We start from the raw sequence: 16,537 nt of genomic DNA, 5'->3' as shown, positions 1-16,537 counted from the left end.
GGATTTAAGGAAACATGCAGTAGCGCACGGTCAGCCGTAAAGATAGTTCGGGAGCCAGAGGGTTATGCCCGGCCACAGATACATGATGACCATGCAGAGCACGACGATCAGCATATAGGGCATCATGCCCGCGAAGATCTGGTTGATCGTCACATGCGGCGGCGCGACACCCTTCAGATAAAAAGCTGACATCGCGACTGGGGGCGACAGAAATGCCGCCTGCAGGTTGACGAAGACGAGAACGCCCCAAATCACCGGATCGATGCCGAAGTGCTTTAGCAACGGCAGAAAAATCGGCACAAAGATGATGATGATCTCGGTCCACTCGAGCGGCCAGCCGAGCAGGAAGATGATCGCCTGCGAAAGAATCATGAATTGTACCGGCGTCAGATCGAGCGATAGCACCCATTGCTCGATCAGCGCCTGGCCGCCAAGTATCGCGAAGACGGCGGAAAACAAAGCCGAGCCCACGAAGAGCCAGCACACCATGGCCGTGGTCTTCGCTGTTAGAAACACCGCTTCCTTTGTGCGCTTCCAGTTGAGCGTCCGGGCCTGGAATGCGAGCAGGAAAGCCCCCGCCGCACCGACGGCTGCAGACTCGGTCGCCGTGGTGATCCCGAAGAGGATTACGCCGAGCACGACTATGGTGAGGATGGCGAGCGGCATGACGGAGGAGATCAGAAGCTTCACGACCTGCAGCCGCTCGGCACTCATATTGCGGTAGTAGCGGACGAGCACCACCGCAGCGATCGTGGCAATCAACCAGAAGGACACGAGGAAGCTTGTCGCCGGCCCGTTGATCGCGGTCGGCGCGGCATCCGCCGCCGGTGCCCCGAGCTGTTCCAGCCCTTCCGGCGCCTCCGCCTCCGCCGATGCCTGCGGATGGATGACGACATACCACCATACGAGCGCCATCGTGAAAGTCGTCAGTGCTAGCGGTACCAAGGCAGCGCAGAAATTCTTGACGAGAGCCCAATAGGTGAGAGAGCCCTCCTCGGTTTCGAGAGCCAGCGCCCTTGCCGGTGAGACTAGTGCGCGAGAGAGCCCCGCCAGCATGTTCTGCGAGTACGACGCTTGCAGGCCCCGCATCCACGCTCTGACGGGCACCTTGGTCTGCTCCGCAGGCAGCGGCGGAGCGATCTTCGGGCTGATGAGCGCCCAGCCGAGAATATAGGCGAGGTAGAGCAGCGCGAGGAAGAACCCGGGGAACATGGCAGCGGCGTAGAGTTTCACCACGGATTGTCCCGCGACTGCGGCATAGACGATGATCATCACCGAGGGCGGGATCAGGATGCCGAGGGTACCGCCCGCCGTGATCACACCGGAGGCAAGCTTCACGTCATAGCCGGCGCGTAACATCGGATTGAACGCAATCACGCCCATCAGCACGACCACCGCACCGACGAGGCCGCTGGCGATGCCCCAGAAGGTACAGACGATGAGGGTAGCGACGGCGAGCGACGCAGGCACCCGTTTGAATGCGAGCTGGATGCTGTAGAACATCTTGTCGACCAGCGCACCCCGCTCCATCACGTAGCCCATGAGCACGAACAACGGGATCGAGATCAGAACGTCATTGGTCATCGCCCCATAGGTACGCTGCACCATCAGGTCGAAGACGCGATTGTCGATCCAGTGCTCGGCCGGATTGTAGAAGGCGTAGAAGCCGAAGAGCATGCCAAGCCCCATCAGCGTAAACGCCGTCGGAAACCCCATCATGATGACCACCACGATGAGCATCAGCATCGCCAGTCCGAGGAGTGGATCGCTCACGTCTCGCCGTCTCCCCCCATTCCCCGTTGCCGCGCCGCCCTGTCGATCGCCTGCGCACGCTCGATCGCAGCCTCGCGCGTTTCCGCGTCGACATGCTCGCTGTGCTCGAGCTGCTCGGCGACGACGTCGAGCTCCTCCACATCCTTGAGCCGACTTGGCCATTCGCCGGTCCGCAGGCAAACGATGCAGCGCGTGATCTCGGCCAGCCCCTGAAGCAGGACGAAGCCGCCAGCGACCGGAATGACGGTTTTGAAATAGTAGATAGGCGGCCCCTCCGCCGTCACGGTCGAATGCTCGCCGATCCGCCAGGAAAGTGCTGCATAATCGTAGCCGGCGTAAACGAGCGCGGCGACGCCGGGCAGGAAGAAGAGGACGTAGAGGACCAGATCGAGGGCGGCTTGCGTGCGCGGCCTCATGGAGCTGTAGAGGAAGTCGCCGCGTACATGAGCATTCTGCGCCAAGGCGTATGCCCCCGCGAGCATGAACAGCGAGCCATAGAACATGTTGCTGGCATCGAATATCCAGGCCGTCGGCATGTTCAGGATGTAGCGTTTGACGACCTCTACGCAGACCATCGTCATCAGCCCGATAATCAGCCAGGCTGCGGCTTTGCCGATCCACACGCTGGTCGCATCGACCCTGAGCAGAAAATGCTGAACGTTCACGCATGCCCCCCGCTGCAAGAGGGGCGCTACAGCGGCGCGCCTTTCAAGAACGCACAGAGTTCGCTGTAACGCTTTGATTTATCGAATAGTGTGATCCTTCGACTGTCTCCGATGTGCGAAATGAGATGAGCCGGTCTTCCGCCTGAATCCCGTCTGATTGACGCGAAGCGGCCGTGCCTTAGAGATCCTTCGCCACGCCTTCCTGTCCGAAGTAGTGGTCGAATGCCAGCCGCCGACTGACGACGGTGTCCTGTTCCCAGCGCGTGGCCCGCTCGGCAAAAACGAGCTGGGACTGGAGCACTTCCTTGAACAGCGGGTTTTCCGCTGCCTTCTTCTTCACCACCTCGTCGTAGACCTCCAGTTGCTTCTTGAGAATTGCCTCCGGGGTCTTGTAGAACTTGACCTTGTCGACGGTCTGCATCTCCCGGTAGTCCGTGGAATAGCGATCGATCGCCTTCCAGGCCATATCCTGAGATGCCGCCTCGACGGCGTTGGTGATGATCGCCTTCATCTGATCAGGCAGACCGTCGTACTTCGGCTTGTTGAACATCACTTCGAACTGCTCGCCATTCTGGTGGTAGCTCTGCAGCATGCAAATCTTCGATACATCCGGGAAACCGAGCACCCGGTCGGACGAGGCGTTGTTGAACTCGGCCGCGTCGATCAGGCCTCGATCGAGCGCCGCAACGATTTCGCCGGCCGGCAGCGCGTTGACCGCCGCGCCGAGGCCGGTGAAGACATCGATCGAGATGCCCACGGTACGGAACTTCAGGCCCTGAAGATCCTCGGGCTTTGCGACTGGCTTCTTGAACCAGCCAAGCGGCTGGGTCGGCATCGGCCCATAGGGGAACGAGACCACGTTGGCGCCAATGGATTCATACAGTTTTGCGAGTAGTTCCTTGCCGCCGCCGTATTTGTGCCAGGCGAGCAGCATGTTGGCATCCATGGCGAAACCCGGGCCAGAGCCCCATAGCGCGAGCGCCGCCTGCTTGCCGTAATGGTAGACGAGGACGCCGTGACCGCCGTCCAACGTTCCTTGCGATACGGCGTCGAGCAGGCCGAAGGCCGGCACCACGGCACCAGCGGGCAGCACTTCTATCTTCAAATCGCCACCGGTCATATCATTGACCTTCCTGGCGAAGTCGAGCGCGAATTCGTGAAAGATGTCCTTGGATGGCCAGGTGCTTTGCCAGCGCATGCTGATCGGCCCCTGCGCCTTGACAACGCTAGGCGCGGCGACCGTTGCGACCCCCGCTATTGCCGCACCGCCCAGGAATTTGCGACGCGAAATCCGTCCCTCGATATGGGTTCTTCGCTTCATATGCTCCTCCCGAAGGCACAAGCATTTCTTGCTATATTAGATAATACTCTTATGCAGAGCCCCACGCAAAGATTGCACGCAGCGTCGCTCAAAAGCCTGCAGGTAAGGCGCCATCCCGACCTCTTGTTTTTCCGCGGGCCTCGTGCAGATGCGGGCGTCGAAGGAAGGCGTTTTCGTCAGCGCGTAGCGGCGGTGGCCGAGCGATGACTGCCCCTCGAAATCACAGGCCGCTGGCTCCCCCTATCGTTCGGGAATTGACAGCCCAGCCATCGCGGGTCAACATCGCGCCGGCAAATCAGCCGCCAGTCGCCGGGCCGGAGCGCGCCCCCAAACCCATTGAATTTATTCATAAAGCAAAGGCAAATATACCGATGCAGCATGACGCCGCGCTTTCTCCCGTGCAGAGCTCGCTTTTCGGCGAGAAGGTCGGGCCGGCAATCGCCCATGGCTATTTCACCCGCCAGGGCGGCGTTTCCGAAGGGCTCTATCGCGGCCTCAATGTCGGCCTCGGTTCGAAGGACGAAAGAGCCCATGTCAACGAGAACCGCACCCGCGTCGCGGGCTGGTTCGGCGCGCCGCTGGAACGGCTGGCGACGGTTCATCAGGTCCATTCCCCCAACGCCATCGTGGTCGACGAAAGCTATGACGGTAGCCGCCCTGAGGCTGATGCGTTGGTGACGGCGACGCCCGGCATCGTGCTCGGCGTGCTCTCGGCCGATTGCGGCCCGATCCTCTTTGCCGACGCTGAAGCCAATGTCATCGGCGCGGCCCATGCCGGCTGGAAGGGCGCGCTTGGCGGCGTGCTCGAAAGCACGATCGACGCGATGGTCTCGCTCGGCGCCCGGCGCGAGCGCATCGTCGCCTGCCTCGGCCCGTCGATCAGCCATCGCAACTACGAAGTCGGTGCCGAATTCGTCGAGCGCTTCGTCTCGGCGAACGACAGCTACACAACCTATTTCAGGCCGTCCGACCGCGACGGCCACGCAATGTTCGACCTGCCGGGTCTCACGATCCGGCGGTTGACCGAAGCAGGCGTAACAGCCGAAAATCTCGATATCTGCACCTATGCCGACGAGGAGCGCTTCTTCTCCTACCGGCGGACGACACACAGGCAGGAACCGGACTACGGCCGGCAGATTTCCGCCATTTGTATACGGGGGACCTGACATGGCGCTTCAATTTGCCCAGGAAGAATATGCAAGCCGTCTCGAGCGGCTGACGGAGAAGATGCGCGAGGAGAAGCTCGATGCCGTGCTGCTTTTCGCCCAGGAGAGCATGTACTGGCTGACGGGCTACGACAGCTTCGGCTACTGCTTCTTCCAGACGCTGGTCGTGAAGAAGGATGGCTCCATGGTCTTGCTGACGCGCTCGGCCGACCTGCGCCAGGCACGCCACACCTCCAATATCGAGCGCATCGAGATCTGGGTGGACCGGGCCAATGCCGATCCGACCCTGGATCTCAAGAACCTCTTGAGCGAACTCGACCTGCTCGGCTGCCGCATCGGCGTCGAATACGACACGCATGGCATGACCGGCCGCGTCGCCCGCCTGCTCGACCGCCAGCTCCAGACCTTCGGCGAGATAATCGACGCCTCTTACCTCGTCAGCCGTCTGCGGCTCATCAAGAGCGACGCCGAGATCGCCTATGTCGAGAAGGCGGCAAGTCTTGCCGACGATGCGCTCGATGCCGCGCTGCCGCTGATCCGTCCCGGCGGCAACGAAGCCGACATCCTCGCGGCGATGCAGGGCAAGATTCTGGCCGGCGGCGGCGATTATCCGGCCAACGAATTCATCATCGGCTCCGGCGCCGATGCGCTGCTCTGCCGCTACAAGTCCGGGCGCCGCGTGCTCGACAGCCAGGACCAACTCACCCTCGAATGGGCCGGCGTCAGCGCCCACTATCACGCCGCGATGATGCGCACCGTTGTCATTGGCGAGCCGACCAACCGTCACCGCGAACTCTACAGCGCCTGCCGCGAAACCATCCAGGCCATCGAGATGGTGCTTCGTCCCGGCAACACCTTCGGCACCGTCTTCGACATGCATGCCAAGATCATGGACGAGCGCGGCCTCGCCCGTCACCGCCTTAACGCCTGCGGTTACTCGCTCGGCGCCCGCTTCTCGCCCTCCTGGATGGAGCACCAGATGTTCCATCTCGGCAACCCGCAGGAGATCGAGCCGAACATGTCGCTGTTCGTGCACATGATCATCATGGATTCCGACAGCGGCACGGCCATGACCCTCGGCCAGACCTACCTCACCACCACGGATACGCCGCGTGCGCTGTCGCGCTATGGCCTGGACTTCATTTCTGCTTAGGGAAATCCGCCTAGAATTGCTTTGAACTGGCAGACGACAGGAGACGTTTCAAAAACTGCCGCGAAGAAAACGGACGGTTTGAACATGCGAAAGCTCACCACGCCTATTGTTGGCCTCGGCCTCCTCGTTGCCCTGGCCGGCTGCAACAGCACCGACATGCTGACGCCGCAGGTCGACGTCGGCGCGGGAACCTTTCGCTCGCCGCCGGTGACGCAATCCGACCTCGACGCCATGTCGAACCAGACCGCCGTCGCCCCAGTGCAGCGCGAACCCGTCAGCCAGACCACCGCCTACTCTCCTCAGCCCGTCGCTTCGAACACGCCGACGGCCTATGCCAGCGGCGATGCGACCTATACCGATCCGGCCGGCACGTTCGAGGCCCAGGCGAGCCGGCTTGCCGCCGGTGCAGCACCAGCCCAGAACACGATCCAGAGCCAACCGACCCCGGTACAACAGACGCCAGTGCAACAGACGGCAGCCGCTGCCGAAGAGATCCAAGACCAGCCGAGCGTCGCTTCGCTGCCAAAGGCAAGTGCCGCCACCAGTGGAACGATCCGGTTCCTGCCGATCATCGGCGCGCCGGTCCAAGCGGTCACGCCGCTCTCCAAGCAGCTTGGGGCCGAAGCGCGCGCACACGGCCTGACGATCAAGGGCTCTGGCGATGCCAGCAGCGAACATATCCTCAAGGGCTACTTCTCTACGCTCAAAGACGGCGACAAGACCACCGTCGTCTATGTCTGGGACGTGCTCGACGGCAGCGGCAACCGCCTGCACCGCATCCAGGGACAGGACTCGGTTCCCGGCGGCGGCGCCGACTTGTGGAGCGGCGTGCCGGCGGCAACCATGCAGGGAATCGCGACGAAAACCATCAACGCCTACCTCGAATGGCGGCAATCTCAGGCCGGTTGATGCAAAGTTTTTAGGATATTGGCCTTCGCGGCGCAGCATTCCCCTTGCATTCAAGTTCAGTCTCGCTAAAAAGCGGCCGATCAGCTCTGAACGGCGGCCATCCGCAAAGAATGTCCGCGATTGGAATGGCTCTCGGAATCTGCGCGGAACACACCGCTCCCGGAAAAGTACCGGACGGTGACCGCGCCAGCTCAAGGCGGTCCGTCAATGAAGGTTTTCGCAGGCAATTCGAACCGGCTGCTGGCCGAAGCGATCTGCAACTATCTCAACCTGCCTCTCGGCAAAGCGGCGGTACGCCGGTTCGCCGATCAGGAAATCTTCGTCGAGATCGGCGAAAACGTGCGCGGCGAGGATGTGTTCATCATCCAGTCGACTTCTTTCCCCACCAACGATCACCTGATGGAACTGCTCATCATGATCGACGCGGTGCGCCGCTCTTCCGCTCGCCGCATCACCGCAGTGCTTCCCTATTTCGGCTATGCCCGCCAGGATCGCAAAGCCGGTCCGCGCACGCCGATCTCTGCCAAGCTCGTCGCCAACCTGATCACCGAAGCCGGCGCCGACCGCGTGCTGACCCTTGATCTTCACGCCGGGCAGATCCAGGGCTTCTTCGACATCCCGACCGACAACCTTTATGCGATCCCGATCCTGGCGCGCGACGTCAAGGAAAACTACGACCTCAAGAACGTCATGGTCGTTTCGCCCGACGTTGGCGGCGTGGTGCGTGCCCGCGCACTCGCCAAGCGCCTCGACTGTCTGTTGGCAATCGTCGACAAGCGCCGCGACCGTCCGGGTGAATCGGAAGTCATGAACGTCATCGGCGACGTGAAGGGCAAGGACTGCCTGCTGATCGACGACATCGTCGACTCGGGTGGCACGCTCTGCAACGCGGCCGAAGCGCTCCTAAAGAACGGCGCCACCAGCGTCACCGCCTACATCACCCACGGCGTTCTCTCCGGCGGCGCGGTTGCCCGCGTCACCTCGTCGATGCTGAAGGAACTTGTCATCACCGACTCGATCCAGCCGACCACGGCCGTCCAGTCCGCCCACAACATCCGCGTGATCACCACCGCTGGCCTGCTTGGCGAAGCCATCAGCCGCACCAGCCAGGAAGAGTCGGTCTCGAGCCTCTTCGACTGAGTTCGTTGCGAACGCGCGAATTGATGGAAACGCCGGCGTCAAAGCGCCGGCGTTTTTCGTTGAGCGACAAGTACCGCGAACAAGGCGAGCCTGAATGAAAGCTGCAACAATCTATGAGCGTGAGGGCATGCTTTACGTTCACAGTTCATCAAAGACGACTGTAGGGCTTTGGATTCTCAATGCTCCAGTTTTGAGTATCGACAAGACTGATGTCGGAGAAGTGGGCCGCGCGATTAGGAAGTGCCTGGCAGCATCTTGCGAGAATGTCCCGCACCCGAGGTCGCTCACAAACCTATTCGATCCAGTGCTCGTTCTAGCGGGGGTAAAATCGTTCGGTAGATTCTTGAAAGCAGCTAAATGCCTAGAGGTCGAAACGAGCTGTGAGGCAACGGTAAGGTTGATCCCGACACGAAATGAAGGCGTCAAGAGCGGGTTCGTTCCGCTAACGGGCAAAACTGTAAGCGTCATTGGTTCAGATGAAGATCTAGGTTCGGCAGCGATTGAGGCGCTCGCAACATCGGAATGACGAGACAAGCTCGCGAATTCCCCCCAAATTTACGCCGGCGCCATGCGCCGGCGTTTTTCTTTGTGGGAGGCGATTACCTGCCCAGCGCCTGCACCACCGGCTGGTCGACGAGGTTGTCGATGAACCAGTTGGGATAAACCGGCATCGGCACCGTCTCGGCATCGAGCGCCGAGATTTCCGCCTGGGTCAGAACAAGATCGGCCGACCCAAGATTGTCCTTGAGCTGGTGCGGCTTGGAGGCTCCGAGGAGCACGCTCGTCACCGCCTTCTTCGAAAGCAGCCAGGCGATCGCTACCTGCGCCACGCTCGCGCCATGGTGATCGGCGATCGCCCGCATGCGCTCCACCAGCTTGAACCCGTGTTCCTTGTCGAAGGGCAGGATGTCGAAACCGGAATAGCGGTTGTTCGGATCGCCGAGATTTTCGCGCGTGTACTTACCCGAAAGAAAGCCCGAAGCGAGCGGGCTCCAGACAGTCAGCCCCAGCCCGTATCGCTGCAGCATCGGGATGATGTCACGCTCCACGTCGCGACCAAGCAAGGAATAATGCATCTGGCCATGAGTGAAGGGAGCGAGGCCGTTGGCCTTTTGGATTTCGAGAGCGGCCGCAACCTTCCAGGCCGACCAGTTCGAAAAGCCGATGTAGCGCACCTTGCCGGACCGCACGACCGCATCGAGTGCCAGCAGCGTTTCTTCGAGCGGCGTGTGCGGATCCTCCTTGTGGACGATGTAGGTATCGATCCAATCGGTACCGAGGCGTTTGAGGCTCTCGTCGACCGACCAGAGGATATGGCGGCGCGAAAGGCCGGCCTGGGTCAACGGCGTTCCGGTGCGGAAGCCGACCTTGGTGGCGATCACCACCTCGTCGCGACGGGACTTGAGCGCCGCGCCCAGGATCCGTTCCGATTGCCCGGAGGCATAGGCGTCGGCCGTATCGAAGAAGTTGATGCCGGCATCCAGCGCCTGTCCGACAAGGGCATTGGCCGCTTCGGCATCGGTCTTGTAGACGGCGCCGAGGCTGCGGTCGCCGGCGGTGAAGGTCATGGCGCCGAAAGCAAGGCGCGAGACCACCAGACCGGTGTTTCCAAGCGTCGTGTATTGCATGTCGCTCTCCATTGCTTGAAGGAAGCGGTGTGAGGAGACCATGCCAAAGTTGATTGCGATGAAAAATAGCTGTTATCTTTAAGGCTTCAGAAGCAGAGCTTCATAATGGCAATGACACGCGATCCGTTCAACGGGCTAAGAGAATTCCTGGCGGTTGCCGAGAGCAGCAGCTTCACGGCCGCGGCAGCGACGCTCGGCGTCACGCCGAATGCAGTCAGCCAGACGATCCGGGCGCTCGAAGCGCGTCTCGGCCTCCAGCTCTTCGTGCGCACCACACGGCGCGTCGCCCTCACCGAAGCCGGTAGCGCCTTCCTGAAGCGCGTGCGTCCCGCTGCTTTCGAGATCACCGATGCCTATGAGTTGCTCGGAGACTTTCGCGACCGGCCCATGGGCAATCTCAGGCTGACCGTGCCGCGCATGGCGATCCCGCTGGTGCTGACGCCGCTTTTGCCGCGCTTCCGCCAGGCCTATCCGGACGTTTCCGTGGAAATCTCGATCGATGATGCCGCTGTCGATATCACTGAGCGCGCCTTCGATGCCGGCATCCGCATCGGCGAAGCGGTCGAACGGGACATGATTGCGGTTCGGCTGACGCCCGACATCACCTGGGCCGTGGTCGGGTCACCTTCGTACTTTACGAAGCGAGGTCGGCCGCAAACGCCCGAAGAGCTGACACGCCACGAGGCGATCCGTTATCGCTACCCGGCATCCGGCACGATCTATCGCTGGGAGTTCGAGCGGGAGGGACGCGACTTTTCCGTCGACGTACCCGGCGGGCTGACCGTCAATGATTTCCAGATGCTCATGGAGATGGCGGAAGCCGGCACTGGGCTCGCCTACCTGCCGGACCTTTCGGTGCGCGACGCTGTCGCAACCGGCCGTCTCGAGCGGGTGCTCGAAGCCTACCTGCCGACGTCGCCAGGCCTCTTCATCTATTTCCCCGCCAAGGCCCAGACCCAGCCGAAATTGCGGGCCCTTCTCGATCTGGCAGCAAAGATCGCGCGAGAGCGGAAGTAGGTCGCGTCAGCGCCCTCGAAAGATCACGGCGCACGCCTCGCCACCACCAAACAGGCGCGAGCGCGTAAGGAAACGTTTCTCCCGCCCATTGTCGAGTGAGAACATGCCGCCCCTGCCCGGCACCACGTCGATGATCAGTTGCGTGTGTTTCCAGACCTCGAACTGGCTGGCGCTGATATAGACGGGGACGCCGCCGATCTCGCCGAGCTTCACGTCGTTGTCGCCGACGATGTAATCATCCGCCGGATAACACATGGGCGACGAGCCGTCGCAGCAGCCGCCGGACTGGTGAAACAGGATATCGGGGTGGTCGCGTCGGATTTCGGCGATCAGTTCGAGCGCCGCATCCGTCGCGAGTACGCGCGGTTCGTTGACCTCGGTCATTCCTGTCAGTTCGCTGGACAAGGCGAGCCTCCCATTCGATCGCGCATCCCGTATTGGTCGGCTGAGGCGCGGGTGGAGAGCACACCTCAGCCGCCGGTCGAGCAAGAGGAAAGGTGGAGATTATCTTCCCTCCCGCTCGTGTCGCCTTCCCCAGCGGCGGGGAAAGCAGGGTCCGATCAGAAGAAGCCGAGCGCCTTCGGGCTATAGCTCACGAGCATGTTCTTGGTCTGCTGGTAGTGATCGAGCATCATCTTGTGGGTCTCGCGGCCGATGCCGGACTGCTTGTAACCGCCGAAGGCCGCATGAGCCGGATAGGCGTGGTAGCAATTGGTCCAGACGCGGCCGGCCTGGATTTCGCGACCGAAGCGATAGCAACGGTTGGCATCGCGGCTCCAGACGCCGGCACCGAGGCCGTAGAGCGTGTCGTTGGCGATCTCCAGCGCTTCCGCCTCGGTCTTGAAGGTGGTGACCGAAACGACCGGTCCGAAGATTTCCTCCTGGAAGATCCGCATCTTGTTGTGCCCGCGGAAGACCGTCGGCTTGACGTAGAAGCCTTCGGCCAGCTCGCCCTCAAGCACGTTGCGGCCGCCGCCGGTCAGCACTTCGGCGCCTTCTTGGCGACCGATGTCGATGTAGGAGAGGATCTTTTCGAGCTGTTCACTGGAGGCCTGTGCGCCGATCATTGTCGCGCTGTCGAGCGGGTTGCCCTGCCGGATCGCCTCGACGCGTTTTACCGCCCGTTCCATGAAGCGGTCATAGATGCTTTCCTGAACCAGAGCGCGGCTCGGGCACGTGCAAACCTCGCCCTGGTTTAGCGCGAACATGGCAAAACCTTCGAGCGCCTTGTCGAAGTAATCGTCGTCCTCAGCGAGCACGTCGGCAAAGAAGATGTTCGGCGATTTGCCGCCGAGCTCCAGCGTCACCGGAATGAGGTTCTGGCTGGCATATTGCATGATCAACCGGCCGGTCGTCGTTTCGCCGGTAAAGGCGATTTTGGCGATGCGCGGGCTGGTGGCGAGCGGCTTGCCCGCTTCAAGCCCGAAGCCGTTGACGATGTTGAGTACGCCCGGAGGCAGGAGGTCGCCGATCAGCTCCGCCCAGACGAGGATCGAGGCCGGCGTCTGCTCGGCCGGTTTCAGGACGACGCAATTGCCGGCGGCCAGCGCCGGTGCCAGTTTCCACGCGGCCATCAGGATCGGGAAATTCCAGGGAATGATCTGCCCGACGACGCCCAGCGGCTCATGGAAATGGTAGGCGACGGTGTCGTGGTCGATCTCACCGATCGAGCCTTCCTGGGCACGGATGCAGGCGGCGAAATAGCGGAAATGGTCGATGGCAAGCGGAATGTCGGCCGCCATGGTCTCGCGGATCGGCTTGCCGTTGTCGAAGGTTTCGGCGCGCGCCAGCAGCTCGAGATTGTCCTCCATGCGGCCCGCGATCTTCATCAGGATGTTGGAGCGCTCGGCGGCCGACGTCCGGCCCCATTTCTCTCGGACGGCGTGGGCGGCGTCGAGCGCCAGTTCGATATCGGCGGCGTCCGAGCGCGCCACCTGGCAAAGCACGCCCCCGGTCACCGGCGTCGTGTTGTCGAAATAGCGCCCGGCCACCGGCTCGCGCCATTCGCCTCCGATGAAGTTGCCGTATTTCTGCTTGAACGGGCTTTCGACGATCTTCTGATGCAACATGGTCTTTCCTCCCTGAGAACCAGCAACGGGGCTGTGAGAAGGAAGGTGCGACTGAACGTGCGTCTTCGATAGTGAGGCGCAAGCACCAGCGACGCGATGTGTTTCAGAATTGAGACAGGTAGGCTTGGATCCCGTGCTGCGGTGCAGCAATCAAAAGAAATTAGGCATCAGCGTCTGCCCCTCATCCCCCTGCCGGGACCTTCTCCCCGTTGTCACGGGGAGAAGGGGCAAGCCGCGAGCACCGAGTTCCTCCCGCAACAGAGGTGGATATTGTCGCTCGGCCGCCTTCCTCAAGCCGACGTAAAGCTGCTCCGCGAAGGCCGGTAGCGGCCACGTCCCCTCTCCCCGCCTGCGGGGAGAGGGTTAGGGTGAGGGGCATCTTTCACTATGAGATAATCAGTTGACCTGGAGCCGCTTCATCTTGCGGTAAAGGGTGGCGCGGCTGATGCCGAGCAGGTCGGCCGCCATGGAGACGTTGCCGCTGGCGCGCGAAAGCACCCGCCGGAGCGCCGCGCGCTCAGCATCGGGAAGCTCGGCGGCATCGCCTGACGTGTCCTCTCGAAGAAGGTCGGAGGCCGGAACCCCGGCGGCGATGCGCCGGTCGTCGAGTTCGAGCCATTGCCGTGCGGCACGCGTGGCACCAAGCACGAGATCATCGCGGTCGACGGCAAGGAGCGCCGGCCCGGCACGATCCACCGGCACCAGCACGATGCGCGCACCGGCGAAGGCACGACGGAAAAGGCCGGCCTCGATACGCGCGGCAGCGTCACGCACCGCCTGCGACAGGATCGACATGGTGATCTCGGAAGCATCGTCGCGGCAGGTGGAAATGTCGATTGCCGCCGCCAACCGCCCGCGATGATCGCGGATCGGCGCGGTGGCGCAGCTCAAGCCGATATTGCTGCTCAGGAAATGCTGATCGCGCTGGATGACGACGGCGCGCTCATCGGCGATCGCCGTGCCGATGCCGTTGGTGCCCACACTCGCCTCGCTCCACACCGTTCCCGACCAGAGCCCGACGCCGCGGAATTCAGCGTCGTCGCCGACCGCTCCGCGCCGCTCGAGCGCCACGCCGTCATTGTCGGTGAGGAGCAGGCAGCAGCCGGCCCTGCCGACGGTCGCAAACAACCGGTCGAGTTCGATACCGGCCTCCGCCAGCAGTTCACCGGAGCGCTCGCGGACGGAGCGAAACTCGCTGTCCGACAGCCGAAGCGGCGTACGCGCTTCCTCCGGAGCAAGCTTGTGCAGGGTCATGCAGCGCCGCCACGACGCGGCCACCGGTGAGCTCGCCGCCGCCGAAGACTGGTGCGCGACCCGATAGACAAGTTCCGAATGATCCCTGACGGCAGGCATCGGCTTCCTCCCTGAAAGCGTCGACCGGCGAAGGCGGATGCGACCGATCTCCCAAACGGCGCACCTGCTTGGGCGGCACTATAGCCAACGATCTCCGCAAAGGTCCAGCCAGACGAAGGTTCGAGGGCCAGCCCCCCTCAGCGAGTTTGATCGGTGCATCACGCGGCCGATATCGACAGCGCGCCCGAATGTGATACGCGAAAGGATCATATCGCCGCGACTCACCCCCACAACAGCCGGTTGCCGCCATGTTTCGTGACTTCTCGCTCCAGAGCCTCTTCATGGGCCTGCTGATCGCCTTCGTCGGCTTCGCCAGTTCCTTCGCCGTCGTGTTGCACGGCCTGACCGGCGTCGGCGCCAGCGAAGCACAGGCTGCCTCCGGGCTGATGGCGTTGTCGATCTCCATGGGCGTGTGCGCGATTGTCATCAGCGCCGTCACGCGGCTGCCGGTCAGCATCGCCTGGTCGACGCCGGGTGCCGCACTGCTCGCCAGCGCCGGTGTCGTCGAAGGTGGCTTCAACGCTGCCGTCGGCGCCTTCCTCGTCTGTGGGCTGCTCGTCGTCGTCGCCGGCCTCTGGAAACCGCTCGGCCGCCTAGTTTCGGGCATTCCTGCCCCGCTTGCCAATGCCATGCTCGCGGGCGTGTTGCTCAGCCTCTGCTTCGCGCCGGTGAAGGCGATCGCCTTCAATCCGCTTCTCGGCTTGCCGATCCTGATTGCCTGGGCGGTCGTCGGCAGCGTCAACAAGCTCTATGCCGTTCCGGCCGCACTCGTTGCCTTCGTGCTCGTCATCGCCTTTGGCGTCGAAATCCCGGCAGGCGCCTTCTCTGCCCTTTCCTCGGCGCTGGTGCCGACCGTCGAATTCGTGACCCCACAGTTCAATGTCGCAGCCATGGTCAGCATTGCGCTGCCGCTGTTCATCGTCACCATGGCCTCGCAGAACATCCCCGGCATCGCGGTGTTGAAGGTCAACGACTATCACCCCGCCCCCGGGCCGCTGTTTGCGACCACCGGCCTCTTTTCCATGCTGAGCGCGCCCTTCGGCGGCCATGCGGTCAATCTGGCGGCGATCACCGCCGCCATGTGCGCCGGCAGCGATTCCCATCCCGATCGCAACCGACGCTACTGGTCGGCGATCAACGCCGGCGCCTTCTACATTCTCTTCGGGCTGCTTGCCGGCGCCGTCACCACCTTCGTCAGCCTTGCGCCTTCCATCCTGATCGAGGCGGTGGCCGGTCTCGCGCTCGTCGGCGCCTTCGCCAGTTCCGCGATGGCCGCCTTCACCGAGGCGAAGACACGCGAGGCGGCCGCCATCACCTTTCTGGTGACCGCGTCGGGCGTCAGTTTCGGCGGTGTTTCCGGCGCCTTCTGGGGTCTGATTGCCGGTGGGCTGATGCTGGCGCTTGCGCGCCTGACCCAGAAAAAGGCCTGAATCCGCGGCAAAGCTTGCATTCGCGGGTGATCTCGTCTATGGAGCGCCCGTCCGCGTAGACACCCTTGGAGGCAACGCGGATGAAGCCCTTGTGGCTTCGGTTCTTCTGCCATTGCGGACGAACTCTCCAAAATTAGACATTAGAAAGGTCTATCCATGAGCCACGCAACTTATGAGCTCAAGGCCGAGACGCGCGAACGGGTTGGTAAGGGGTCCTCCCGTGAACTTCGTCGCAACGGTCTTATCCCGGCTGTCATCTACGGTGACAAGCAGGCCCCCGTTTCCATCGCACTCTCCACCAAGGAAGTGACGATGAAGATCCACGCCGGCGGTTTCATGACCACCGTCGCGGTCATCGACGTCAACGGCGAAAAGATCCGCGTCCTGCCGAAGGACTACCAGCTGGATCCGGTCCGTGACTTCACCATGCATGTCGACTTCCTGCGCGTCTCCAAGGACAGCCAGGTTACCGTTGAAGTTCCGGTTCACTTCGAAAACGAAGAAAAGTCCCCGGGCCTGAAGGCTGGCGGCGTTCTGAACATCGTTCGCCACGAAGTCGAACTCAACGTTTCGGCCAACGACATTCCGGAATTCCTGAGCGTCGATCTCTCCGGCCTCAAGGTCGGCGACGCGATCCACATCTCCGACATCAAGCTGCCGAAGGGCGCGACCCCGGCTATCGCCGACCGCGACTTCACCGTTGCGACGATCGTCGCTCCGGCCGGTGGCGTGAAGGAAGAAGAAGCTGCCGAAGGCGAAGCAGAAGCCTGATTGGCTTTTGGGTGACTGGCGAAAAGCCAGTCCCGCCGCACTTCATCGAGAGCCCGTCCCATTCGCGTGGGGCGGGCTTTTTGTATTGGTCCACAGGCCTGTCGCCACACAGCGCCTGCATCGCGTCTCATCATTTATCACG

The 16,537-nt window shown here is 62.3% G+C and carries 15 protein-coding genes; 8 read left to right on the top strand and 7 right to left on the bottom strand.

Features of this window, described 5'->3' with window-relative positions; translation table 11 throughout:
• Nucleotides 1-30 precede the first annotated feature (30 nt).
• The 3 genes from V7S54_RS10240 to V7S54_RS10230 all read right to left on the bottom strand — a co-directional run bounded on the left by V7S54_RS10240 (nt 31) and on the right by V7S54_RS10230 (nt 3,759).
• Nucleotides 31-1,773, bottom strand: coding sequence for a TRAP transporter large permease (locus V7S54_RS10240; RefSeq protein WP_065375712.1), 1,743 nt, complete (start codon nt 1,771-1,773; stop codon nt 31-33).
• Nucleotides 1,770-2,438 carry a TRAP transporter small permease subunit gene (locus tag V7S54_RS10235; protein ID WP_057253142.1) on the bottom strand — a complete coding sequence of 223 codons (669 nt, stop codon included), beginning with the start codon at nt 2,436-2,438 and terminating at the stop codon, nt 1,770-1,772. Before V7S54_RS10235 ends, V7S54_RS10240 begins: the two co-directional genes overlap by 4 nt.
• Nucleotides 2,439-2,616: 178 nt before the next feature.
• Entirely contained in the window at nt 2,617-3,759 is a 1,143-nt protein-coding gene (locus tag V7S54_RS10230; RefSeq protein ID WP_065375713.1) for a TRAP transporter substrate-binding protein, read from the bottom strand.
• A 371-nt stretch (nt 3,760-4,130) separates the two neighbouring features.
• Here V7S54_RS10230 and pgeF point away from each other — a divergent pair, with 371 nt between their 5' ends.
• The 5 genes from pgeF to V7S54_RS10205 all read left to right on the top strand — a co-directional run bounded on the left by pgeF (nt 4,131) and on the right by V7S54_RS10205 (nt 8,653).
• Nucleotides 4,131-4,925 (top strand): peptidoglycan editing factor PgeF, encoded by a 795-nt coding sequence (pgeF, locus tag V7S54_RS10225; RefSeq protein ID WP_065375714.1) that lies wholly within the window; start codon nt 4,131-4,133, stop codon nt 4,923-4,925.
• Nucleotide 4,926: 1 nt separating this feature from the next.
• Nucleotides 4,927-6,078 carry a M24 family metallopeptidase gene (locus V7S54_RS10220; RefSeq protein WP_065375715.1) on the top strand — a complete coding sequence of 384 codons (1,152 nt, stop codon included), beginning with the start codon at nt 4,927-4,929 and terminating at the stop codon, nt 6,076-6,078.
• Between the two features lie 84 nt (nt 6,079-6,162).
• Nucleotides 6,163-6,987, top strand: a complete 825-nt coding sequence (locus V7S54_RS10215) for a hypothetical protein (protein ID WP_065375750.1) — start codon at nt 6,163-6,165, stop codon at nt 6,985-6,987.
• Nucleotides 6,988-7,194: 207 nt separating this feature from the next.
• Complete coding sequence (locus tag V7S54_RS10210; RefSeq protein WP_057253136.1) at nt 7,195-8,127, top strand: ribose-phosphate pyrophosphokinase; 933 nt, start codon at nt 7,195-7,197, stop codon at nt 8,125-8,127.
• Between the two features lie 94 nt (nt 8,128-8,221).
• Complete coding sequence (locus V7S54_RS10205) at nt 8,222-8,653, top strand: hypothetical protein (protein ID WP_141679485.1); 432 nt, start codon at nt 8,222-8,224, stop codon at nt 8,651-8,653.
• Nucleotides 8,654-8,726: 73 nt separating this feature from the next.
• Here the strand turns inward: V7S54_RS10205 and V7S54_RS10200 are convergent, their stop codons facing one another.
• Nucleotides 8,727-9,755, bottom strand: a complete 1,029-nt coding sequence (locus V7S54_RS10200; protein ID WP_065375716.1) for an aldo/keto reductase — start codon at nt 9,753-9,755, stop codon at nt 8,727-8,729.
• A 105-nt stretch (nt 9,756-9,860) separates the two neighbouring features.
• Here V7S54_RS10200 and V7S54_RS10195 point away from each other — a divergent pair, with 105 nt between their 5' ends.
• Nucleotides 9,861-10,772 carry a LysR family transcriptional regulator gene (locus V7S54_RS10195; RefSeq protein WP_234793133.1) on the top strand — a complete coding sequence of 304 codons (912 nt, stop codon included), beginning with the start codon at nt 9,861-9,863 and terminating at the stop codon, nt 10,770-10,772.
• A gap of 6 nt (nt 10,773-10,778) precedes the next feature.
• Here the strand turns inward: V7S54_RS10195 and V7S54_RS10190 are convergent, their stop codons facing one another.
• The 3 genes from V7S54_RS10190 to V7S54_RS10180 form a co-directional block, all read right to left on the bottom strand.
• Nucleotides 10,779-11,156: a DUF779 domain-containing protein gene (locus V7S54_RS10190; RefSeq protein WP_065375717.1), complete on the bottom strand. Its 378-nt coding sequence runs from the start codon at nt 11,154-11,156 to the stop codon at nt 10,779-10,781.
• A gap of 176 nt (nt 11,157-11,332) precedes the next feature.
• The gene (adh, locus tag V7S54_RS10185; protein ID WP_065375718.1) at nt 11,333-12,841 is read right to left on the bottom strand and encodes an aldehyde dehydrogenase; all 1,509 of its coding nucleotides are present in this window, start codon (nt 12,839-12,841) and stop codon (nt 11,333-11,335) included.
• A gap of 396 nt (nt 12,842-13,237) precedes the next feature.
• Nucleotides 13,238-14,194, bottom strand: a complete 957-nt coding sequence (locus V7S54_RS10180; protein WP_065375719.1) for a helix-turn-helix domain-containing protein — start codon at nt 14,192-14,194, stop codon at nt 13,238-13,240.
• A 248-nt stretch (nt 14,195-14,442) separates the two neighbouring features.
• On the opposite strand from V7S54_RS10180, the gene V7S54_RS10175 reads away from it, so the two are divergent.
• Together V7S54_RS10175 and V7S54_RS10170 are read left to right on the top strand one after the other, a co-directional pair.
• A complete protein-coding gene (locus tag V7S54_RS10175) occupies nt 14,443-15,624 on the top strand; it encodes a benzoate/H(+) symporter BenE family transporter (RefSeq protein WP_065375720.1) in 1,182 nt (393 codons plus the stop codon).
• A 156-nt stretch (nt 15,625-15,780) separates the two neighbouring features.
• Nucleotides 15,781-16,395 (top strand): 50S ribosomal protein L25/general stress protein Ctc, encoded by a 615-nt coding sequence (locus tag V7S54_RS10170; protein ID WP_065375721.1) that lies wholly within the window; start codon nt 15,781-15,783, stop codon nt 16,393-16,395.
• The last annotated feature ends 142 nt before the right edge of the window (nt 16,396-16,537 follow it).

The sequence above is a fragment of the Ensifer sp. CCNWLY38 genome, from assembly GCF_037120565.1.
GTDB lineage: Bacteria > Pseudomonadota > Alphaproteobacteria > Rhizobiales > Rhizobiaceae > Ensifer > Ensifer adhaerens_H.
Note: the sequence above shows the minus strand (reverse complement) of the source record. Positions and strands in the feature narration are given on the sequence as shown.

What these genes read in the sequence shown, in the direction of transcription:
- V7S54_RS10230 (WP_065375713.1), bottom strand. Translation starts at nt 3,759, where the DNA reads ATGAAGCGAAGAACCCATATCGAGGGACGGATTTCGCGTCGCAAATTC.
- pgeF (WP_065375714.1), top strand. Translation starts at nt 4,131, where the DNA reads ATGCAGCATGACGCCGCGCTTTCTCCCGTGCAGAGCTCGCTTTTCGGC.
- V7S54_RS10220 (WP_065375715.1), top strand. Translation starts at nt 4,927, where the DNA reads ATGGCGCTTCAATTTGCCCAGGAAGAATATGCAAGCCGTCTCGAGCGG.
- V7S54_RS10215 (WP_065375750.1), top strand. Translation starts at nt 6,163, where the DNA reads ATGCGAAAGCTCACCACGCCTATTGTTGGCCTCGGCCTCCTCGTTGCC.
- V7S54_RS10210 (WP_057253136.1), top strand. Translation starts at nt 7,195, where the DNA reads ATGAAGGTTTTCGCAGGCAATTCGAACCGGCTGCTGGCCGAAGCGATC.
- V7S54_RS10205 (WP_141679485.1), top strand. Translation starts at nt 8,222, where the DNA reads ATGAAAGCTGCAACAATCTATGAGCGTGAGGGCATGCTTTACGTTCAC.
- V7S54_RS10200 (WP_065375716.1), bottom strand. Translation starts at nt 9,755, where the DNA reads ATGCAATACACGACGCTTGGAAACACCGGTCTGGTGGTCTCGCGCCTT.
- V7S54_RS10195 (WP_234793133.1), top strand. Translation starts at nt 9,861, where the DNA reads ATGGCAATGACACGCGATCCGTTCAACGGGCTAAGAGAATTCCTGGCG.
- V7S54_RS10190 (WP_065375717.1), bottom strand. Translation starts at nt 11,156, where the DNA reads ATGACCGAGGTCAACGAACCGCGCGTACTCGCGACGGATGCGGCGCTC.
- adh (WP_065375718.1), bottom strand. Translation starts at nt 12,841, where the DNA reads ATGTTGCATCAGAAGATCGTCGAAAGCCCGTTCAAGCAGAAATACGGC.
- V7S54_RS10180 (WP_065375719.1), bottom strand. Translation starts at nt 14,194, where the DNA reads ATGCCTGCCGTCAGGGATCATTCGGAACTTGTCTATCGGGTCGCGCAC.
- V7S54_RS10175 (WP_065375720.1), top strand. Translation starts at nt 14,443, where the DNA reads ATGTTTCGTGACTTCTCGCTCCAGAGCCTCTTCATGGGCCTGCTGATC.
- V7S54_RS10170 (WP_065375721.1), top strand. Translation starts at nt 15,781, where the DNA reads ATGAGCCACGCAACTTATGAGCTCAAGGCCGAGACGCGCGAACGGGTT.